At 67.3% G+C, this 16,741-nt stretch carries 17 protein-coding genes, 1 tRNA gene and 1 pseudogene; 11 read left to right on the top strand and 8 right to left on the bottom strand.

Annotation, left to right across the window (positions count from 1 at the left end; all coding sequences use genetic code 11):
- Positions 1-59: 59 nt before the first annotated feature.
- Positions 60-1,790, bottom strand: a complete 1,731-nt coding sequence (locus tag ACP99_RS02110) for a hypothetical protein (protein ID WP_049985013.1) — start codon at positions 1,788-1,790, stop codon at positions 60-62.
- A 129-nt stretch (positions 1,791-1,919) separates the two neighbouring features.
- Here ACP99_RS02110 and ACP99_RS02105 point away from each other — a divergent pair, with 129 nt between their 5' ends.
- Positions 1,920-2,459 (top strand): DUF5817 domain-containing protein, encoded by a 540-nt coding sequence (locus tag ACP99_RS02105; RefSeq protein ID WP_049985012.1) that lies wholly within the window; start codon positions 1,920-1,922, stop codon positions 2,457-2,459.
- A 6-nt stretch (positions 2,460-2,465) separates the two neighbouring features.
- Positions 2,466-2,852 carry a hypothetical protein gene (locus ACP99_RS02100; protein WP_049985011.1) on the top strand — a complete coding sequence of 129 codons (387 nt, stop codon included), beginning with the start codon at positions 2,466-2,468 and terminating at the stop codon, positions 2,850-2,852.
- 9 nt (positions 2,853-2,861) lie between these two features.
- Here the strand turns inward: ACP99_RS02100 and hmgA are convergent, their stop codons facing one another.
- On the bottom strand, positions 2,862-4,073 hold the full coding sequence (gene hmgA / locus ACP99_RS02095; RefSeq protein ID WP_049985010.1) for a hydroxymethylglutaryl-CoA reductase (NADPH): 1,212 nt from the start codon (positions 4,071-4,073) through the stop codon (positions 2,862-2,864).
- 113 nt (positions 4,074-4,186) lie between these two features.
- On the opposite strand from hmgA, the gene pyrF reads away from it, so the two are divergent.
- Entirely contained in the window at positions 4,187-4,993 is an 807-nt protein-coding gene (gene pyrF, locus ACP99_RS02090; RefSeq protein ID WP_049985009.1) for an orotidine-5'-phosphate decarboxylase, read from the top strand.
- 36 nt (positions 4,994-5,029) lie between these two features.
- Here pyrF and ACP99_RS02085 read toward each other — a convergent pair whose 3' ends face one another.
- On the bottom strand, positions 5,030-5,215 hold the full coding sequence (locus ACP99_RS02085) for a zinc finger HIT domain-containing protein (RefSeq protein WP_049985008.1): 186 nt from the start codon (positions 5,213-5,215) through the stop codon (positions 5,030-5,032).
- A gap of 105 nt (positions 5,216-5,320) precedes the next feature.
- Here ACP99_RS02085 and ACP99_RS02080 point away from each other — a divergent pair, with 105 nt between their 5' ends.
- From ACP99_RS02080 to ACP99_RS02070, 3 genes are all read left to right on the top strand, one after another.
- On the top strand, positions 5,321-5,566 hold the full coding sequence (locus ACP99_RS02080; protein WP_049985007.1) for a glutaredoxin family protein: 246 nt from the start codon (positions 5,321-5,323) through the stop codon (positions 5,564-5,566).
- Positions 5,563-6,096: a cob(I)yrinic acid a,c-diamide adenosyltransferase gene (locus ACP99_RS02075; RefSeq protein WP_049985006.1), complete on the top strand. Its 534-nt coding sequence runs from the start codon at positions 5,563-5,565 to the stop codon at positions 6,094-6,096. Before ACP99_RS02080 ends, ACP99_RS02075 begins: the two co-directional genes overlap by 4 nt.
- A 97-nt stretch (positions 6,097-6,193) precedes the next feature.
- Positions 6,194-6,268 (top strand) — tRNA-Val (locus ACP99_RS02070).
- Between the two features lie 410 nt (positions 6,269-6,678).
- Here the strand turns inward: ACP99_RS02070 and ACP99_RS02060 are convergent.
- Positions 6,679-7,092: an ArsR/SmtB family transcription factor gene (locus tag ACP99_RS02060; protein WP_049985004.1), complete on the bottom strand. Its 414-nt coding sequence runs from the start codon at positions 7,090-7,092 to the stop codon at positions 6,679-6,681.
- A 98-nt stretch (positions 7,093-7,190) separates the two neighbouring features.
- Here ACP99_RS02060 and ACP99_RS02055 point away from each other — a divergent pair, with 98 nt between their 5' ends.
- The gene (locus ACP99_RS02055; RefSeq protein ID WP_049985003.1) at positions 7,191-7,826 is read left to right on the top strand and encodes a DUF7509 family protein; all 636 of its coding nucleotides are present in this window, start codon (positions 7,191-7,193) and stop codon (positions 7,824-7,826) included.
- A 128-nt stretch (positions 7,827-7,954) separates the two neighbouring features.
- Positions 7,955-8,317, top strand: coding sequence for a hypothetical protein (locus tag ACP99_RS02050; RefSeq protein ID WP_049985002.1), 363 nt, complete (start codon positions 7,955-7,957; stop codon positions 8,315-8,317).
- A 109-nt stretch (positions 8,318-8,426) separates the two neighbouring features.
- On the opposite strand, the gene ACP99_RS02045 is transcribed toward ACP99_RS02050, so the two are convergent.
- Complete coding sequence (locus tag ACP99_RS02045) at positions 8,427-9,572, bottom strand: cobalamin-independent methionine synthase II family protein (protein ID WP_049985001.1); 1,146 nt, start codon at positions 9,570-9,572, stop codon at positions 8,427-8,429.
- A 136-nt stretch (positions 9,573-9,708) separates the two neighbouring features.
- The gene (locus ACP99_RS02040; RefSeq protein WP_049985000.1) at positions 9,709-10,272 is read right to left on the bottom strand and encodes a hypothetical protein; all 564 of its coding nucleotides are present in this window, start codon (positions 10,270-10,272) and stop codon (positions 9,709-9,711) included.
- 249 nt (positions 10,273-10,521) lie between these two features.
- Here ACP99_RS02040 and ACP99_RS02035 point away from each other — a divergent pair, with 249 nt between their 5' ends.
- On the top strand, positions 10,522-11,694 hold the full coding sequence (locus tag ACP99_RS02035) for an inorganic phosphate transporter (protein WP_049984999.1): 1,173 nt from the start codon (positions 10,522-10,524) through the stop codon (positions 11,692-11,694).
- A gap of 73 nt (positions 11,695-11,767) precedes the next feature.
- On the opposite strand, the pseudogene ACP99_RS21475 reads toward ACP99_RS02035, so the two are convergent.
- Together ACP99_RS21475 and ACP99_RS02025 are read right to left on the bottom strand one after the other, a co-directional pair.
- Positions 11,768-13,158 (bottom strand): annotated as a pseudogene (locus tag ACP99_RS21475) (FAD-binding oxidoreductase).
- A gap of 45 nt (positions 13,159-13,203) precedes the next feature.
- The gene (locus tag ACP99_RS02025) at positions 13,204-14,562 is read right to left on the bottom strand and encodes a hemolysin family protein (RefSeq protein WP_049984998.1); all 1,359 of its coding nucleotides are present in this window, start codon (positions 14,560-14,562) and stop codon (positions 13,204-13,206) included.
- Between the two features lie 238 nt (positions 14,563-14,800).
- On the opposite strand from ACP99_RS02025, the gene ACP99_RS02020 reads away from it, so the two are divergent.
- Positions 14,801-16,084 carry a DUF389 domain-containing protein gene (locus ACP99_RS02020; RefSeq protein WP_049984997.1) on the top strand — a complete coding sequence of 428 codons (1,284 nt, stop codon included), beginning with the start codon at positions 14,801-14,803 and terminating at the stop codon, positions 16,082-16,084.
- A gap of 218 nt (positions 16,085-16,302) precedes the next feature.
- Positions 16,303-16,536 carry a DUF1328 domain-containing protein gene (locus ACP99_RS02015; RefSeq protein WP_049984996.1) on the top strand — a complete coding sequence of 78 codons (234 nt, stop codon included), beginning with the start codon at positions 16,303-16,305 and terminating at the stop codon, positions 16,534-16,536.
- The last annotated feature ends 205 nt before the right edge of the window (positions 16,537-16,741 follow it).

The following is a 16,741-nucleotide window of genomic DNA, read 5'->3' as shown; positions in this document are numbered from 1 at the left end:
CACAGGCTGCTAGGGCGAGAAAACGGTCACGAGGTCGCAACGGACACGAGAGAACGCGGTCACACGGGCGGCAGCGAGAGCGGCTCTGTCAGCGGCACGTCGGAGCGGGGCGGATCGAAAGAGAGCAGCCCCAGCGCGGCGAGCGTCCGCAGCGCGTAGAGATTCTTCGCCGGGTCGAAGCGGGATTCAGCCTCCGCGGGGAAGACCCCGTACCACCGAAGCGGATAGTTCCCCCGTGATTCGACGGCCGCCTCGGCGACGTCCTGCGTGCCGAGCCACGCCTCGAAACCCGTTCTCTGGGGGTCTCCCTGCTCCGTGTGGGTTTTCTCGGGTCGCGTCTCGAAGGTACGCCGCACTTGGTCGACGGGCGTCCAGTCGCGGTCCGTTCGATTCGCGACGGCCGCCGCGTCGTCTCCCACCTCGGCGACGCGCTTTCGAGCGTACTCCCGCTGGAGCGCCTTCTCGTGCCGATGTGCGAGCGGCACGGACGCCCAGAAATCCACGTAGTCTCGATCCCAGAGCGGCAGCCACCAGTCCAACCCGAACCACTCGTAGAGCCTGCAGTCGCCGTTCGTGAACGTCGTCATCCGCGTCGCCCACTCCCATCGTTCGTAGGCAGCCGCCGCCTCGGTGGCGTCGCGAACGGTCGTGAGTCCCGCCTCCGACTCGATGCGGTCGGCGAACCGTTCGCGAAGACCGGCGTCGCTCCACTCCCAGAGGGAGTAGTGGGTATCGAGGACGTGTTCGACGACGTCCGCTGTCGTCGGCGCGTCTCCCCGTGTTCCTTCTTCGGCGGCCGCCACCCACGCGTCGGGAACGCGCTCGCTCGGCGTGGCGACGGTGTGTCCCGGGCAGACCAGCGCGTCCTCCGGAACGTCGCCCCGTTCGAGGAGTTCGGCGACCGCCGGCCACTCGGCGAGGAAGGGCAGCGAATCGAGGTTGAACGCGTACTCGTGGTAGCGCCGACGCGCGGGAGAGTGATACCAGTCGTACCAGCGGTCGGTCGTGTACTCGACCCACTCCCAGTCGATCCCGAGCGCCGAGGCGATGTCTCGGCTGACTTCGACGTCACCGTGTCCGTGCGCGCCGAACGTGAACCCGACGACTTCGACGTCCCGCGCGACGAGTTCTGCGGCGACGAGGCGGGAATCCCAACCACCGCTGAGCGGCACGAGCACCGGACGCCCGTCGGCGACGCGGACGACCCGGTCGAAGACACGGGCCATCGTCGACGCCAACGAGTCGAGCAGCTCCGCTCGGGTCGGCGAGTCCGGGTCAGCAGATTCACAGTCGGCCGGTTCGCGGTCGGCCGCGGTCGTCGGTCGATACTCCGCGTACCGGGAGCGCTCGAACCCCGCCGTCGGCCCGCGGGGAACCGTCACGACCTCGCCGGCTCGAACCGTCTCGATGTCGTCTCTGAGCGTCTCCCCGCACGTGACGTACCGAGTCAACGCGAACTCGCTCGCCGCCGTCGGATCGTAGGCGCTGGGACGCTCCGGTTCGAGTTCGAGCGCCACGTCCCCGATCGCGGTCGGCCTCCCGGTCGTGAAGTAGAGCGGGATACTCCGCGCGACGTCACAGACGAGCATATCCGCGTCAGATCCACGGACGACGGCGGCGAAGAAGCCGGACAGCCGGTCGGCCACCTCCGCCACGGCTTCGGGAGAGTCACACCCGTCGAACGCCTCGGCGGGGTCGACGGCGCGGTCGTCGGCGTCGAACGCCAGTCCCCGGGCCGTGGCGTTCCCGACGCGCGTCCACGCGTTCGAGGCGAGACGGACTTCGACCATACCCGAGAGAGATTATCGACCCGACGAACAAAGCTTCGGTCGATCGGCGAGCGATGGAGTGACAACGTGAGGATCGCGGATCGGGTTCTGAGCCGAACGTTCAAATCGGATCCCGCACAACGGGGCCGTATGTACGCCGTCGTCGGTTGCACCGACTGCGAGAACCTGTGGCTCTTGGAGGACGCGAGGGCCGCGGAGACCGCCACCTGTCCGCGGTGCGGGCGGACGCATCAAACGAAGAAGCTCCGGCGGTTCGTCGAGGAGGAGAGCCAAGACGCCGCGCGGCAGGCGCGGTCGGCGCTGCTCGCGAAGCAGGGCGGCAACAGCGAGGCGTTCGCCGAGACCGCCCACGTCGCGGAGATGGAACGCGAGATCGACGACCGCGGCTCGGTGGTCGACGACGACGAGTACCTGGCCGGATCGGGCCTCGACGCCGACGCGGTCGAAGCCGCGGGCGAGCGGGCCGAAACGGGCGCGAAAACCGGCGCGGGGAGCCGGATCGACGTCGTCCGCGACGCGCTGGAAGCGTGCGATGCGCCCACCGAGGACGACGTCGTCGCGTACGCGACCGAGCGCGGCGTCCCCGACGAGAAGGCTCGGGATCTCCTCGCTAAACTGACCCGCCGCGGGGAGGCGACCGAATCCGGTGGCACCTACCGACTCCTCTGACCACCGATGTCGAGCACTTCGCTTCCCGGCATCGCCGGTTGGATCGTTCGGATCTTCGTCGCCGCCTGCTTCGTCGGCGGCGCGGTCGCGGCCGTCTCGGGACGGCTCGTCGTCGCGGGCGTGGGCTTCCTCGTCGGGCACACGCTGCTCGCGGGCGCGGCGGTGATTCAGGGACAGCGACGCCGCGGTCTCGGGCTGTCGCTGTCGGGCGTCGGGTGGGTCGCGCTCGCGGTGGGCCTCGGTGCGAGCGGCGCAGAGAGCGGCGCGTCCCTCCCGACGACGCCGCTGATCGTCGGCGGGTTCGCGCTCGTGACCGCCGGAACGCTGCTCGTCGTCGTCGCCTTCGGGGCGACTGCGAGCGAGCCGGACGCGGCCCCGTCGTCCGAAGAGTAGTCGACCGACTCAGCGACCCAGTTCGGCGTGAGCGCTGGAGAGGTGCCGCGAGGCGAGCGCCGACAGCAGCGACAGCTCCCCCGCCAGCGCGCCGACGGCGATGTACTCGGCGAGCGCGTCGGCGTTCGAGCCAGCGGGATCGCCGCCGCCGCGGACGCCCAGCACGTCGAGCGCCTCGGCCTGCGTGGGGAGCTTCGTCCCGCCGCCGACGGTGCCGACTTCGAGCGACGCCAGCGACACCGAGAGGTAGAGGTCGCCGTCGCGCTCCTCGGCGGTCGTGATCGCGTTCGCGCCCTCGACGACCTGCGCCTCGTCCTGCCCGGTCGCGAGGAACATCGCGGCGACGACGTTCGCGACGTGGGCGTTGAACCCGAGGCTGCCCGCTTTCGCCGATCCGACGAGGTTCTTCCGGGTGTTCAGCTCCGCGACGGCACCGGGCGTCGTGTGCAGTCGGTCCTCGACGACCTCGCGGGGGATCGTCACGTCCGCGGTGACCGAGCGACCGCGCCCCTCGACGGCGTTGATCGCGGCGGGCTTCTTGTCCGTACAGAGGTTTCCGGACAGCGCGACGAGCTCCGCGTCTGTCTCGGCCTCGACGACGTCGCAGGCGGCCTCGGTGGCGATCGTGGCCATGTTCATCCCCATCGCGTCCTTCGTGTCGTAGCGGAACCGGAGGTAGACGGAGTTGCCGACGACGTACGGCGTCACGTCGAGCAGTTCCCCGTGACTCGTCGTCGACTCCGCGGCGTCGACGAGGTCCCCGACGTTGTCGCGGACCCACGAGACCAGCGCCTCGGCCTCGACGACGTCTTCGACGCGGAACACCGGCGCGCGGGTCATCCCCGTCTTGAGCACCCGCGCGTTCGCGCCGCCGGCGTCCGAGAGCACCGAGCAGCCGCGGTTGACGCTGGCGAGCAGCGCGCCCTCCGTCGTCGCCATCGGGAGGTACGTCTCTCCGGAGGCCGCCCCGCCGTCGATCGCGACGGGGCCGGCGACGCCCATCGGGACCTGGACCGCCCCGAGCATGTTCTCGATGTTCGACTCTGCGCGCTCGGCCGGGAAGCCGTAGTCGCCGACGGCGTCGAGCGTCGCGCCGGTCTCGCGCTCGACGAGCAGCCGACGCGCCGCGGCGGCGGTGTCGGCGTCGGCGTGGTCGTCCAGTTCGTGAAGCCGGAGGTCGCCCTCGCGGACGCGCGCGGCGAGGTCGGCGGCGTCTGTCATACCGGCTCATTCCCCGGGGTCGCCCTAACGGTTTCCGGTTTCTGCGACCGATGACGGCCCCCCAAGCGCACGTGAAGGGAAACCTACTCGGTCCCTGGCGGGGAGCATCGACTATGACCGCGCCGTTCTTCCAGCGACTCGGCGAGCGGATCGATCGGGTCGACAGCGTCGTCTCCGTCGGTCTCGACGCCGACCGCTCCCGACTCCCCGAACACCTGCTCGAGAAGGACCTGCCGCAGTGGGCGTTCAACCGGCGGATCATCGACGCGACCCACGAGCACGCCGCCTGCTACAAGCCGAACGCGGCGTTCTACGAGGACGCGGAGGGCTGGCGGGCCCTCCGGGAGACGATCGCCTACGCCGATGGCAAGGACGTCCCGGTCCTCCTCGACGCCAAGCGCGCGGACATCGGAAACACGACGCGGCAGTACGCGAAACTGCTCGACGACGTCGACGCGATCACCGTCAACCCGTATATGGGTCGAGACTCCCTGCAACCGTTTCTGGACCGCGAAGACAAGGGAATCTTCGTGCTCTGTCGGACCTCGAACCCCGGCGGCGCCGACCTGCAGGATCTGGAGTTGGCGAGTGGCGAGCACCTCTACGAACGTGTCGCCGCGCTCGCGGACCTGTGGAACGAGCACGGCAACGTGGGCCTCGTCGTCGGCGCGACCGCTCCCGATGAACTCGAATCGATCCGCGAGCAGGTCCCGGACCTCCCGTTCTTGGTCCCCGGCATCGGCGCGCAGGGCGGCGACGCCGAGGCGGCCGTCGAACACGGGCTGGCAGGAGGCGTCGGGCTCGTCAACTCCTCGCGCGGGATCATCTTCGCCGGCGAGGACCAGGGCGAGGCGTTCGCGAAAGCCGCCGGCGACGCCGCGCGCCGGCTCAAGCGGCGGTTGAATCAGTACCGTGAGTGACCCTCCTCGCGGCCGACGCTCCGCGCTGCGTCGGCGCTACCGGAACTCGGGAACGTCGCCAGCGCCGCCCGCGACGTCCTCGGTACCCTCGGCGGACGCGCAGTTTACGCAGACGCCCTGTTCGGTCTCGAAGTGAATCGAGCAGACGGCCGCGCCGCAGCGGTGACAGGCGTACTCGGCCTCCCGGCGCTCGCAGATCTGACAGAGCCCCGTGACGCTCATACGAGAGTGTACGCCGCGCGTTCACTTCAGTCACGGGGGCGATCGGTCCCCCTTCGAGTCCGCGAACGGGCAAACCTCTTTGCTGCGGCGTCCGCACGGGCAGGTATGAGCATCACGTTGTACGCGCTCGACGGCTGTCCGTACTGCGAGGCGGTCCACGACGCGCTACAGGAGGACGGCGTCGACTACGAGACCGTCTGGGTCGACGGGCTGCACTCCGAGCGCGACGAGGTCAAGCGCGTCAGCGGCCAGCGCGCCGTCCCCGTTCTCGTCGACGACGAGCGCGGCGTGACGATGAACGAGAGCGAGAACATCCTGACGTACGTCGAACGCACTCTCGCCGAGCGATGAAGATCTACACCGGCCGCGGCGACGAGGGGATGACCGACCTGCGCGACATGTCGCGCGTCTCGAAGACGAGCCCGCGGATCGAGGCGTACGGCTCCGTCGACGAGGCGAACGCGCTCGTCGGCACAGCCCGACCGACGGGCCACGACGACGTCGACGAGACGCTCGGACGGATTCAGAACCACCTCCACATCGTCCAAGCGGACTTCGCGAACCCAGATCCCGACGAGGGCGACCCCGTCGTCACCGCCGCGCACGTCGAAGAACTGGAGGACGCCATCGACGAGGCCGAGGAGGAACTCGACCCGCTGACCTCCTTTATTCTGCCCGGCGGCAGCGAGGCCGGCGCGACGCTGCATCACGCCCGCGCGGTCGTCCGGCGAGCGGAGCGGCGCGCGGTCGACTTCGCCGCGGACGAGCCCGCGAACGCGGAGGCGATCCGGTATCTCAACCGACTCTCGGACGCGCTGTTCGTGCTCGGGCGACTCGTCAACGCCCGCGACGGCGTCCCCGAGGAGTCGCCGTCGTACTGAGCGTCCTCTCGGTCGCCGACGCAGTCGGTCGTCGCTGGCTTCGCTCACGCCCCGAAGAAGAACGCTTAAGTCCGGCCACGCGGAAAATCGGATGCGCGGGTCGGTGGTCTAGTCCGGTTATGACGGCTCCTTCACACGGAGCAGGCCGGCGGTTCGAATCCGCCCCGACCCATGTTTCTGCGGCACATCGCGAGGAACGGAGTGACGAGCCGCGCGGCAGAACTGGCGTTCCTGACGGATTCGAACCAGGGAGGTCGCGCGCAGCGGAGCGAGCACGTCCGACCGCGGTTCGAATCCGCCCCGACCCATAGAAATCTGCGAGCGACAGCGAGCAGGATTTCGATTTTCGAGCGGGCGGTTCGGGCCCAGCGAGACGAACGCAAGTGAGTCTCGCGCGGTTCGAATCCGCCCCGACCCACTACGTCGGTATACGGATCCACAGGATGGGACCGCAGCCGAGCAGTACTGGCTCGTCGTCGTCGCAACGATCGGCTTCATCGCGATCCTGTGCTACTTCTCCGAGCGACGGGCCCTCCCAAGAATCCGAGACGGACTCCGAGCGGTGAGGACGCGAGGCGAGCGTCAGTCCTCGGCGGAACTGTCGTACATCGACGTGAACGCCTGCTCGCCGCGGATCAGTTCGTCGACGCCGTCGGTCAGCGTCACCTCCCCGAACACGGTCGCCCGGTAGTACGTATAGAGGCCGTCTTGTCCCCGCTCGGTCCGCTGCCGTTTCTCGACGAGCCCGACGTCGACGAGTTTGTTCAGGTGATAGTGCAGCGTGCTGTCGTCGACCCCGATCGCGTCTTCGAGCTCTTTCGGGCTCATATCCCCGCCGTGAACGAGCCGATAGAGAATCTCATAGCGCGTCCGGTGCCCGACTGCGGCGTGCATCGCGAGGTACTCCTCCAGGGAGAGTACGCTCTCCTCCGGCAGCAGATCCGACGGATCCTCGGGCAATCCATCTCCGAGTGCCCGCGAGTGGTTCGTCGCCATCGTGTCTCACCGTACGGACTTCGGACTCTTATCAGTTCTCAAGCCGAAGATCGCTGAAAACACGGTCTTTTTTATATTATTGCCGAGTATAGCGGAGTATGACCGCGATCACGCGCGACCTGATCGCTGATCGATTGGGCGACGTGACGTACGACCGGTTCCTGTTCTATCTGATGGGGCCGTACAAGTCGTTCAATCTCAACTACGTCCTCAGCGAGGAGGAACGCCGTGACATCGACGTCGACGATCTCCCCGGCCCACTCCGTCGGCTCTTTCAGAACACCGAGGAGATCGACGACGCACAGGCGCTCTTGCGACGGGTCCAAGGCGAACTCCGCGTCGATCCCGGGGTGAACGCGTTTCTCGCGCTCGACGTCGACGTGGACACCGACGATATCGACGCGGCGACCCAGAGCATCGAGTATACGCGATGCAGTAACGCCACTGCGTTCGTGCTGCCGTTTCTCGGCCACAACTTCGGTGTCGGCGAAGAAGCGGGTAGCATCTTAGAAGCCCTCTCGGAGACGCACAGCGATCGGCTGATTTTCCTCCACGAAGACGACGTCACGAGCGCGATGATCCGCTCGGCCCGAGTCCGCTGGGATCTGCGCGTCGACACGTACGAAACCGAATCCGAACTCGTCTCCAAACTCCGAATGTTCGCCGGCGGCGTTATGCAACGGGAGCGCCGCGGTGACCTCGAACGGCTGGACGATAGTCCCGTTTGCAACTGAGTACGCACCCGACCGCACGCCAACGCGCGGCAGTTCGGCGGGGGTTCGAAAATCAGCACCGCTGCTCTGTATGTCCAATTTCTCAGCCCATCGTCCGCCTTTATCACCGTGACGCCCAACTGACAGGTATGGCCGACACGAAAGAGGGACGAGAGAAGCAAGCCGCCGACGAGGATCGCCGACAACGGCGGCGAGAGATCACCGAGGCGCTGGCCCGGGCCGACGAAGCGGAACCGGCTATCCTCGGGGAGGACGGTGAGCCGCCGGACTTCCCGCTCACGTGCCACCGTCGGAACTGCGAGGAACCCGCGGAGTTCCTCGTGCTCGAACGGTATCAAGAGGAGACCGGACAGGGTGCCGTCGAGGCGAGGGCCGCCCTCTGTCGGGCGCACACCCGAGAAGAGAGCCCGGCGAATCTCGACGGCGTCTACGACGAGTACGTGTTCAGCGTCACGCCGCTGCCGAAATCGTGGACGGGAGAGAACGCGTAGTCCGGGTTCGCTACTGCCTACGGCGACCGTCGTCGATCCCCGTCAGCGCGATGCGGCAACAGCAGCGGAACGTTTCTCGAACGCTCGGACGGACCAGCGCTGTGGCCGGTTAGAACAGTCGCTCGGTGGCGACTTCCGCGCCGTCGACGAGCGCTTCGAGCTTCTTCCAGGCGATCTCGGGGTGGACCATCGCGAGGCCGGCCTGCGTGTCGAAGCCGCAGTCGGGCGCGGCGACGATCCGGCCGGGGTCGCCGACGGCGTCGGCGACGCGTTCGAGGCGGTCGGCGACGACCTCGGGGTGTTCGACGACGTTCGTCTTCACGTCGACGACGCCCGGGATGAGCGTCCAGTCCTCCGGCAGCGGGTGCTCGCGGAAGACGCGGTACTCGTGTTGGTGCCGCGGGTTCGCCTCCTCGATGGAGAGCCCGCCTATGTCGAGGTCGTAGAGGATCGGGATGATCTCTTCGAGCGGCTTGTCGCGGTGGTGCGGCCCCTCGTAGCTCCCCCAGCAGGTGTGCACGCGGATCTGCTCGTCGGGGATGTCCTTGGTCGCCTCGTTGAGCGCGTCGACGTGCATCTGGACGACCGGCTTGAGCTTCTCGATCGGGCGGTCGCCGAATCCGCGGTGGCCGGTCGTCAGCAGGTCGGGGGCGTCGAGCTGGAGCGTCGCACCCGTCTCCGCGATGAGTTCGTACTCCTCCTTCAGCGCCTCGCCGACGACCGAGAGGAACTCCTCGTGGGAGTCGTAGTAGTCGTTGACGAGCGTCGCGGCGGCGATGCCGGGGGAGGCGGCGGTGATGAACGTGCCCTCGAAGTCGAGGCCGCTGGCCTCCAGCAACTCGAAGAACGTGTCGATCTCCTCTCGGGCGGCGTCCTCGCCGATGTACTCGACGGGGCCGGTGACCGAGGGCTGCTTCGTGAGGTCGATCCCCTCGGCGTGGAAGGCGTCCTCGGCGTACTCGGGGAAGTCGGCGAGGTCGTCCCAGAGCGGGGCGTCGCGCGTGTCGCCGATGCCGGAGAGGCGGTTCGCGACGTACCAGTTGAACGAGACCCGTGGCTGCTCGCCGTTGTTGATGATGTCGAGGCCGATGTCGGCCTGCCGCTGGATGACCGTCTCCGTGGCGTCGACGACGGCGTCGTGCCACTCGTCCTCGTCGACGTCGTCGCCGTCCTGCTTGCGCGTCAGAAGGTCGAGCAGTTCCGGCGTCCGCGGGAGGCTTCCGATGTGTGTCGTGGAGATGTGATCGCGAGTCATTCGGTACTCGTAGCATCCACGCCGCCATTAATATGATTTCTGGTTACTATCTGGACTTCAAATATTCTCTTTAGTTATATTAGGGAACGGAGTCCACTCTGCCGCCGGTCCACGACAGGCTCGGGCGAGTTCGAGGTCAGGACTCCTCAGTCGGCTCCGCGTTCTTCCCGTCCTCGTCTATCGCCCCCTCGATTTCCTCACTGACCGTCTGTTCGACTTTCTCGGTCACTTCCTCGGTGACCGTCTCGCCGACCTTTTCGGCGACTTCGTCGACCTCTTTACTCACTGTCTCCTCGACGGTCTTCTCGACCTTCTTACTCACCGTGTCTTCGACGGTTTTTTCCACTTCTTCGACGGTCTTCTCGACTTCTTTGCTCACTGTATCCCCGACAGTCTTCTCTACCTCCTTGCTCACCGTATCGCCAACGGTCTTCTCGACTTCCTTGCTCACCGTATCGCCGACAGTCTTCTCGACTTCTTCGCTGACGGTGTCTTCGAGTCGGTCTGCCACCTCCCGGGTCATCCAATCGGGATCGAACCGGGACATCTTCCACCCGATGTGGATCACGTAGGAGAGCAGCACACCCAGTCCGAACGCGATTCCGATCCCCGTTCCGATGAGGAGGATGATCCCGATCGCGACGAAGATCGTTACGCCGTAGGCGAGATCGGTGACGAAATCGATGCGGGCCGGCTTCATCGGCTCCGGCCCTCGACCGCGTTCGCTCGTCCGTTCTGTGTGTTCACACCCGTAATCGGGGACCGAGAGGCAATACACTGTCGGAGACCGCTGTATCGTAGCAGTTGTCTGTCCTCACTTACGCGATCGGACGAGCGTGCGGTCAGGTGCGTACTCAGTTACAACCGCTCTATCGATCCCGCCACGTCCGAGGAGTCGGGTCCGTTCGAGGTTCCGACCGCTTAACCGACTGGGGCTCGTCCACCCGGTATCGTGGAACTACTTCTTCTCGTGGGGTTGGCCGTCGCGCTGTTCGTCGGGTTCAACATCGGCGGTGCGACGACGGGGCCGGCGTTCGGACCGGCAGTCGGCTCCGACGCGATCTCGAAGACGGGTGCGGCGGCGTTGATGTCCCTGTTCTTTTTCGTCGGCGCGTGGACTATCGGTCGGCGAGTCGTGGACACGCTGGGGACGGAACTCGTCACCGACCCGGGCGTGTTCAGCATCGAATCGAGCATCGTCGTGCTCTTCTTCATCGGCGGCGCGCTGTTCGTCGGCAACTACTACGGCGTCCCGGCGTCGACGTCGATGACGGCCGTCGGCGCCATCGCCGGACTGGGCGTCGCGAGCGGCGAACTCGACTGGGCCGTGATGGGAGAGATCGCGATCTGGTGGATCGTCGCCCCCATCGTCGGGTTCTGGACCTCCGGGATGATCGGCCGATACCTCTACCCGCGGATCAACCGCTGGGTCGCGATCGTCAGTACGCCCGGCCCGCTGACTGAACTGGACCGATCCGGAACGATCCCCCGCCCCAGACTGGGGCCGAACACCACGCGCCGGGAGTTCGGCGGCGCGGTCGTCGTCGTCGCGATCGGCTGCCTGATGGCGTTCTCCTCGGGGACCTCGAACATCGCGAACGCCATCGCGCCGCTCGTCGGCGTCGGCGTCGACATCGACCTCCTGATCCTGCTCGGCTGTACCGCGGTCGCCGTCGGCGCGTTCACCATCGCGCGCCGAACGCTCGACACGCTCGGAAACGACATCACGGAACTCCCGCTCACGGCCGCGATCATCGTCGCGATCGTCTCCTCGGTGATCGTCGTGGGACTGTCCGCGATCGGGATCCCCGCCTCGTTCGTCATCATCGCGACGACCTCGATCGTCGGTCTCGGGTGGGGGCGGGCGACCCGGACGGCAACCCTGAGCGAGGTCGTCAGCGGCGAGCGGTCGCCGAACGTCTCCGTCGGCGCGCTCGCGGCCGAAGAACCCGGCGAGGAGGTCCCGCCGATCGGCGAGGAAGACGAGGATACGATCCCGGCGGCGTCGGACCTCTTCGACCCGACGACGACCGGTCGCGTGATCGTGATGCAAAACGTCGTCCCGATCATCTCGACCGTCGGTGCCTACGTCGCGTTCTCGGTGCTGTTCCGCGTCTGGTGACGGTTACCCCGTCCGCCGTGACGGCCGTCTCCCACGGGAGTCCGTGAGCACGGCCGCCGGCCCGTTCGTCTCCCTACCCGTCGACGTCGTCGAGGACCGTTCCGGGGTTGAGGATACCGTTGGGGTCGAGCGCCTCCTTGACGTCCCGCATCGTCCGAACCGCTTCGTCACCGGCCTCCGCGCGCAGTTGTGATCGCTTGTCGGCACCGATTCCGTGCTCGCCGGTACAGGTGCCGCCGAGATCGATCGCCCGCTCGATGATCCGCTCGGAGGCCGCGTGGGCGCGCGTTCGCTCCTCGGGATCACCGGGATCACAGAGGAGTGCGTAGTGGGCGTTGCCGTCCCCCGCGTGGCCGAACGCCGGGATCGGGAGCCCGTACTCCTCGCTTACCTCGCCGATGAAGGCGACGATCGACGGGTAGGATCCGATGGGGACGGTGACGTCCCCGACGACTTCCAGCGCTCGATCCGGGTCCCACTCCTTGAGCGCGTGGCCGATCTCCCGGCGGGCGCGCCACAGTTCGGCCATCTCCTCCTCGTTGGCCGTGCTCTCGATTCGAGTGGCGTCGTGGGCCTCGAACCGCTCCGTCACCGCGTCGAGTTCGGCCGCCGCGCCTCGCCCGTGGATCTCGAAGAAGACCGCCGGCGTCGCCGGGAGGTCCGAGCCGGTGTACGCGTTGGCCATCTCCGCGGTTAGCGGGTCGATCAGTTCGAGGGTCGCCACGTCGATGCCCGACCGCACGACGTCGGTGATCGCGTCGGTCGCGGCGTCCAGCGTCGCGAAGGTCGCGCGGCCGCCCACGGTCTCGGCGGGTAGCGCCGTGAGATCGAGCGTCGCCCGCGTGATCACGCCCAGCGTCCCCTCGCTGCCGACGAACAGTTCCGTGAGGTTGTAGCCAGCGGAGCTCTTCCGCGCTCTCGTTCCGGTTTCGACGACTGACCCGTCGGCGCGGACGACTTCGAGTCCCAGCACCCAATCGCCGACTTCGCCGTACTTGACCGTCTTCGTCCCGCTGGCGTCGGTGGCGAGCATCCCGCCGATCGTCGAGAACGCCGCCGACTGGGGGAACGACGGGAAGTGAAGCCCACGGTCGGCGAGTTCCTCGTTCAGGTCGTCGCCGACGACCCCGGGTTCGACGTCGACTTGCATATCCGAGGCCGGACGTCGCGGATCTCGTTCATCCGAGTCGTCGCGAGCGTGATTCCGCCGCTGACGGGGACTGCCGCCCGCTGCATTCCGCTCCCCGCGGCGTACGGCGTGACCGGCACGCCGCGTTCGTCGGCGGCACGCAACACCGCCGCGACGTCGTCGGTCCCCTCCGGCCAGACGACGGCGTCCGGTGCACGCTCGGCGCCGGGTGGCGTGCCGAAGTCGGCGTCGAACTCCTCGCGCGTTTCGGGATCGAAAGAGAACTGATCCGCCGAGAGGTGAAGATCCGTGAGAAAGTCGCAGTCCTCGGGCATACTCGACGGTTGCCGACTCCGTGTAAAGGTCTGTCGGGGGGTCGGTTAGTCCGTCCCGGCGTCGTCGCTCTCGCTCTCGTGGATCCACACCGTCGAGATCCGCGTCCCCTCGACCCCCGTCACCTCGATCGCGTGGCCACCGACCGCGATGGCGTCGCCGACTTCTGGCGCGCGGTCGAGGCGGCTGAGTACCAGGCCGCCGATCGTCCCGACCTCGTCGCTCTCGAAGTTCGTCGCCAGCGCGTCGTTGATCTCCGAGATCGACACTCCGCCGTCGACGTCGTATCCACCGTCGCCGCGCTCCCGGATCGACGCCTCCGCCCGCTCGACGTCGAACCGGTCTCGGAGGTTGCCGACGACGGCCTCGACGACGTCTTCGACGGTCGCGAGCCCCTCGAAGGAGCCCCACTCGTCGATGACGGCCGCCATCTGTCGGTTCTCCTCACCGAACTGCACCAAGAGGTCGCTGGCTGCCGTCGTCTCCGGTACCACGAGCACCTCCCGGGCGATGTCGCCGGCGGTCACCGCCTCCCCCCCGGAGGGCGCGGCCGCCTCCGCGTTCTCTTCCTCGCTCGCGCGGAGCACGTCCTTCACGTCGATGAACCCGACGACCTGATCGCTGTCGTCGGCGTCGAGCACCGGATACCGCGTGTGGCCCGTCTCGAAGACGAGCGATCGGATCTCCGCCAGCGTGGCGTCGGCGGGGACGCTCACCACGTCCGGCCGCGGCACCATCACCTCCCGCACGAGGGTGTCGTCGAGGTCGAACACCCGCTCGATCATCGCGACCTCCCGAACGTCGATGGCGCCCTCTTCGCCGGACTGGGCGAGCACCCGGCGGATCTCCTGCTCGCCGAGCGTCTCGTCGGACTCCGAAGCGGGCGGCACGCCGATCAGCTTCGTGAACGCGTTGGCCGTGCCGTTGAAGACGACGATCCCCGGGTAAAAGAGGTAATAGAAGAGCCTCATCGGCGGGGCGAGAAACAGCGAGAGCTTCTCCGTCTGGGCGATCGCGAGCGTCTTCGGCGCGAGCTCTCCGAAGACGACGTGGAGGAACGTGATGATGCTGAACCCGATCGCGAACGCGACGAGGTGGATGAGGCCGGCCGGAAGGATCGGCTCCAGCACCGGTTCGATGAGCGACGCCACGGCGGGTTCGCCGACCCACCCGAGCCCCAGCGAGGCCAGTGTGATCCCCAGTTGCGTCACCGCGAGGTAGTTGTCCAGGTCCGTCATCACGCCCTGCAGCGACTTCGAGCCGGCGCGCCCCTCGTCGACGAGCTGTTCGACCGACGTCCCGCGGACGCGGACGAAGGCGAACTCCGCGGCGACGAAGAACCCGTTCAGAACGACGAGAAACAGCGCCACCAGAATTTGCCCGACGGAGAGCGCGACGTTCACCATCGGTAGCGCCGAGAGATGCCGCTTTTCGGTCGTGGTACAGTCATATCTCACCCTCACGGCCCACCTACTAAAAACGTGGACAGTACCCCGATCCGATGGAACTCGCGCCGGCTGGCTCTCGGGGAATCGCCCCCGGTTCGGGTCGTCTGAATCGCGCGTCCGTGCGGTTGAACCGAATCCGGGAGTTACCCCCGGTTACACGCCGCATAGCAATACGTCGCCGCGTCTCAGCGGGGTTATGCGACTGGTCCAGTTGCTCTTGGCCGCCGACGAGCGCGAGCCGATTCTGTCGATGCTCGACGAGGAAGAGATCGACTACCTCGCCTTCGAGACCGCCGGCGTCGGCTCCGGGGCCCGCGACGTGCTCGTCGAGTTTCCGCTCCCCGACCAGGCCGTCGAGTACGTCGAAGAGCGACTCGACGAGGCGGGGATCGAACAGCGCTACGTGGTCACGCTCACGGCGGAATCCGCACGGACAACCCGGTTCGCGGAACTCGAAGATCGCTTCATCACCGGGACGGAGGCGGGCGACAGTATCTCGCCGGAGGAGCTCCGAACGACGGCGTTAAGCCTCCATCCCGATCCGGTTCCGTACTACTCGATGACCGTCGTCAGCGCGCTCGTCGCCGTCGCGGGCCTGCTGGTCGATTCGGCGGCGCTCGTCGTGGGCGCGATGGTCATCGCGCCGCAGGTCGGCTCCGCGCTCACCGCGAGCGTCGGTGCGACGATCGGCGAGTGGGAGATGCTCGAAAGCGGCGTCCGCGCGCAGGTACTCAGCCTCTCGCTGGCCATTCTCGGTGCCGCGGCGTTCGGAATCGCGCTGCAGCTTTCGGGGTTCGTCTCCCCGACGGTCGACGTAGAGACCATCGCACAGGTCGGCGAGCGGACCGCCCCGGGACTGCTCACGCTGGCTGTCGGCCTCGCGGCGGGAGTCGCCGGCGCTGTGGGTCTCGCCACCGCGCTCCCCGTCTCGATCGTCGGCGTGATGATCGCCGCCGCGCTCATCCCGGCGGCGGCCGCGGTCGGCATCGGCCTCGCGTGGAGCGAACCGGGCGTCGCTATCGGCGCGGCCGTCCTGCTCGTCGCGAACCTCGTCTCGGTCAACGTCGCCGGGTTCGCGACGCTCCGCGCGTTCGGGTACCGACCGACGGACGCGGACACCTCGTCGGAGTCGACGCTCGGCCCCGCGCTCGTCGCGCTCGCACTCGTCGTCGCGGTGCTCGGCTCGGGCGCGCTGTTCACCGCGCAGTCCTCCTTCGAGAACGACGTCAACTCGGCCGTCGGCGACGTCCTCGAGGACGACGCCTACGACGACCTCGAACTGGTTCAGACCAGCGCCGGGTTCGTCGTCGTCCCCGGATCGGCCCCACCGGACGTCCGAGTCGTGGTTCAACGCCCGGTCGACCAACCCTCTCCGCGACTCGCAGCAGATCTGGGTGCCGCGATCGCGGACGCCACTGGTAGGGAGGTGAACGTCAGAGTCGAGTTCGTCGAGACGCAGCGGTACGATGCCGACGAGTGATCAGTTCGCGACTCCGAGACCGCGGCAGCGACGCTCGTCGACGACTACGCTACCGACGGGACACGAGACCCCAACAGCTATCCGAAGGCGACGAAAGGCCGGATTATCGCTGCTTTCTGAGCGGTAATCTACCGGTGTCTGATCTGGGTAACCGGCGCCCCCAGCGGAGGCAAGTTTTGGTACTCCATAACTAATGGAGCGCCGTTGCCACTACCCGTATGGACAGCAGTGCAATCGCAACGGCGGTCGGTCACCAGGCGTCGTCCGGGGTTGGAAACTCCCTACCGCTACAGTTCTCGGGCGAGTTCCTCGAGTGGGCGGTGATCTTTTTCATCATCGCGATCGTCGCAGCAGTCGTCGGCGCACGCGGGGTCGCCGGAGTCACGATGACCGTCGCGAAGTGGTTCGTCATCATCTTCCTGGTCTTGGCTTTGGTTTCGATACTCCTGTGACCGTCCACGACGACTGGGCCTAGTCGGTCTCCTCTTCGACGATTTCACGCTCTCGTTCCGCTCGCTGGACTTTCGTCTGCCCGCTCGATGCGCTTCGTGTTGCGCTCTCCGTCGAGGACTGCGCGAGGACGACACCGCACAGAGCGCCCGGCGACGTTCATACACCCGCGTCTGTCCCTCTCGCGGGACCCGGAGTGGTCTGTTC

The organism is Halobellus rufus (genome assembly GCF_000739575.1).
Classification (GTDB): domain Archaea; phylum Halobacteriota; class Halobacteria; order Halobacteriales; family Haloferacaceae; genus Haloquadratum; species Haloquadratum rufum.
Note: the sequence above shows the minus strand (reverse complement) of the source record. Positions and strands in the feature narration are given on the sequence as shown.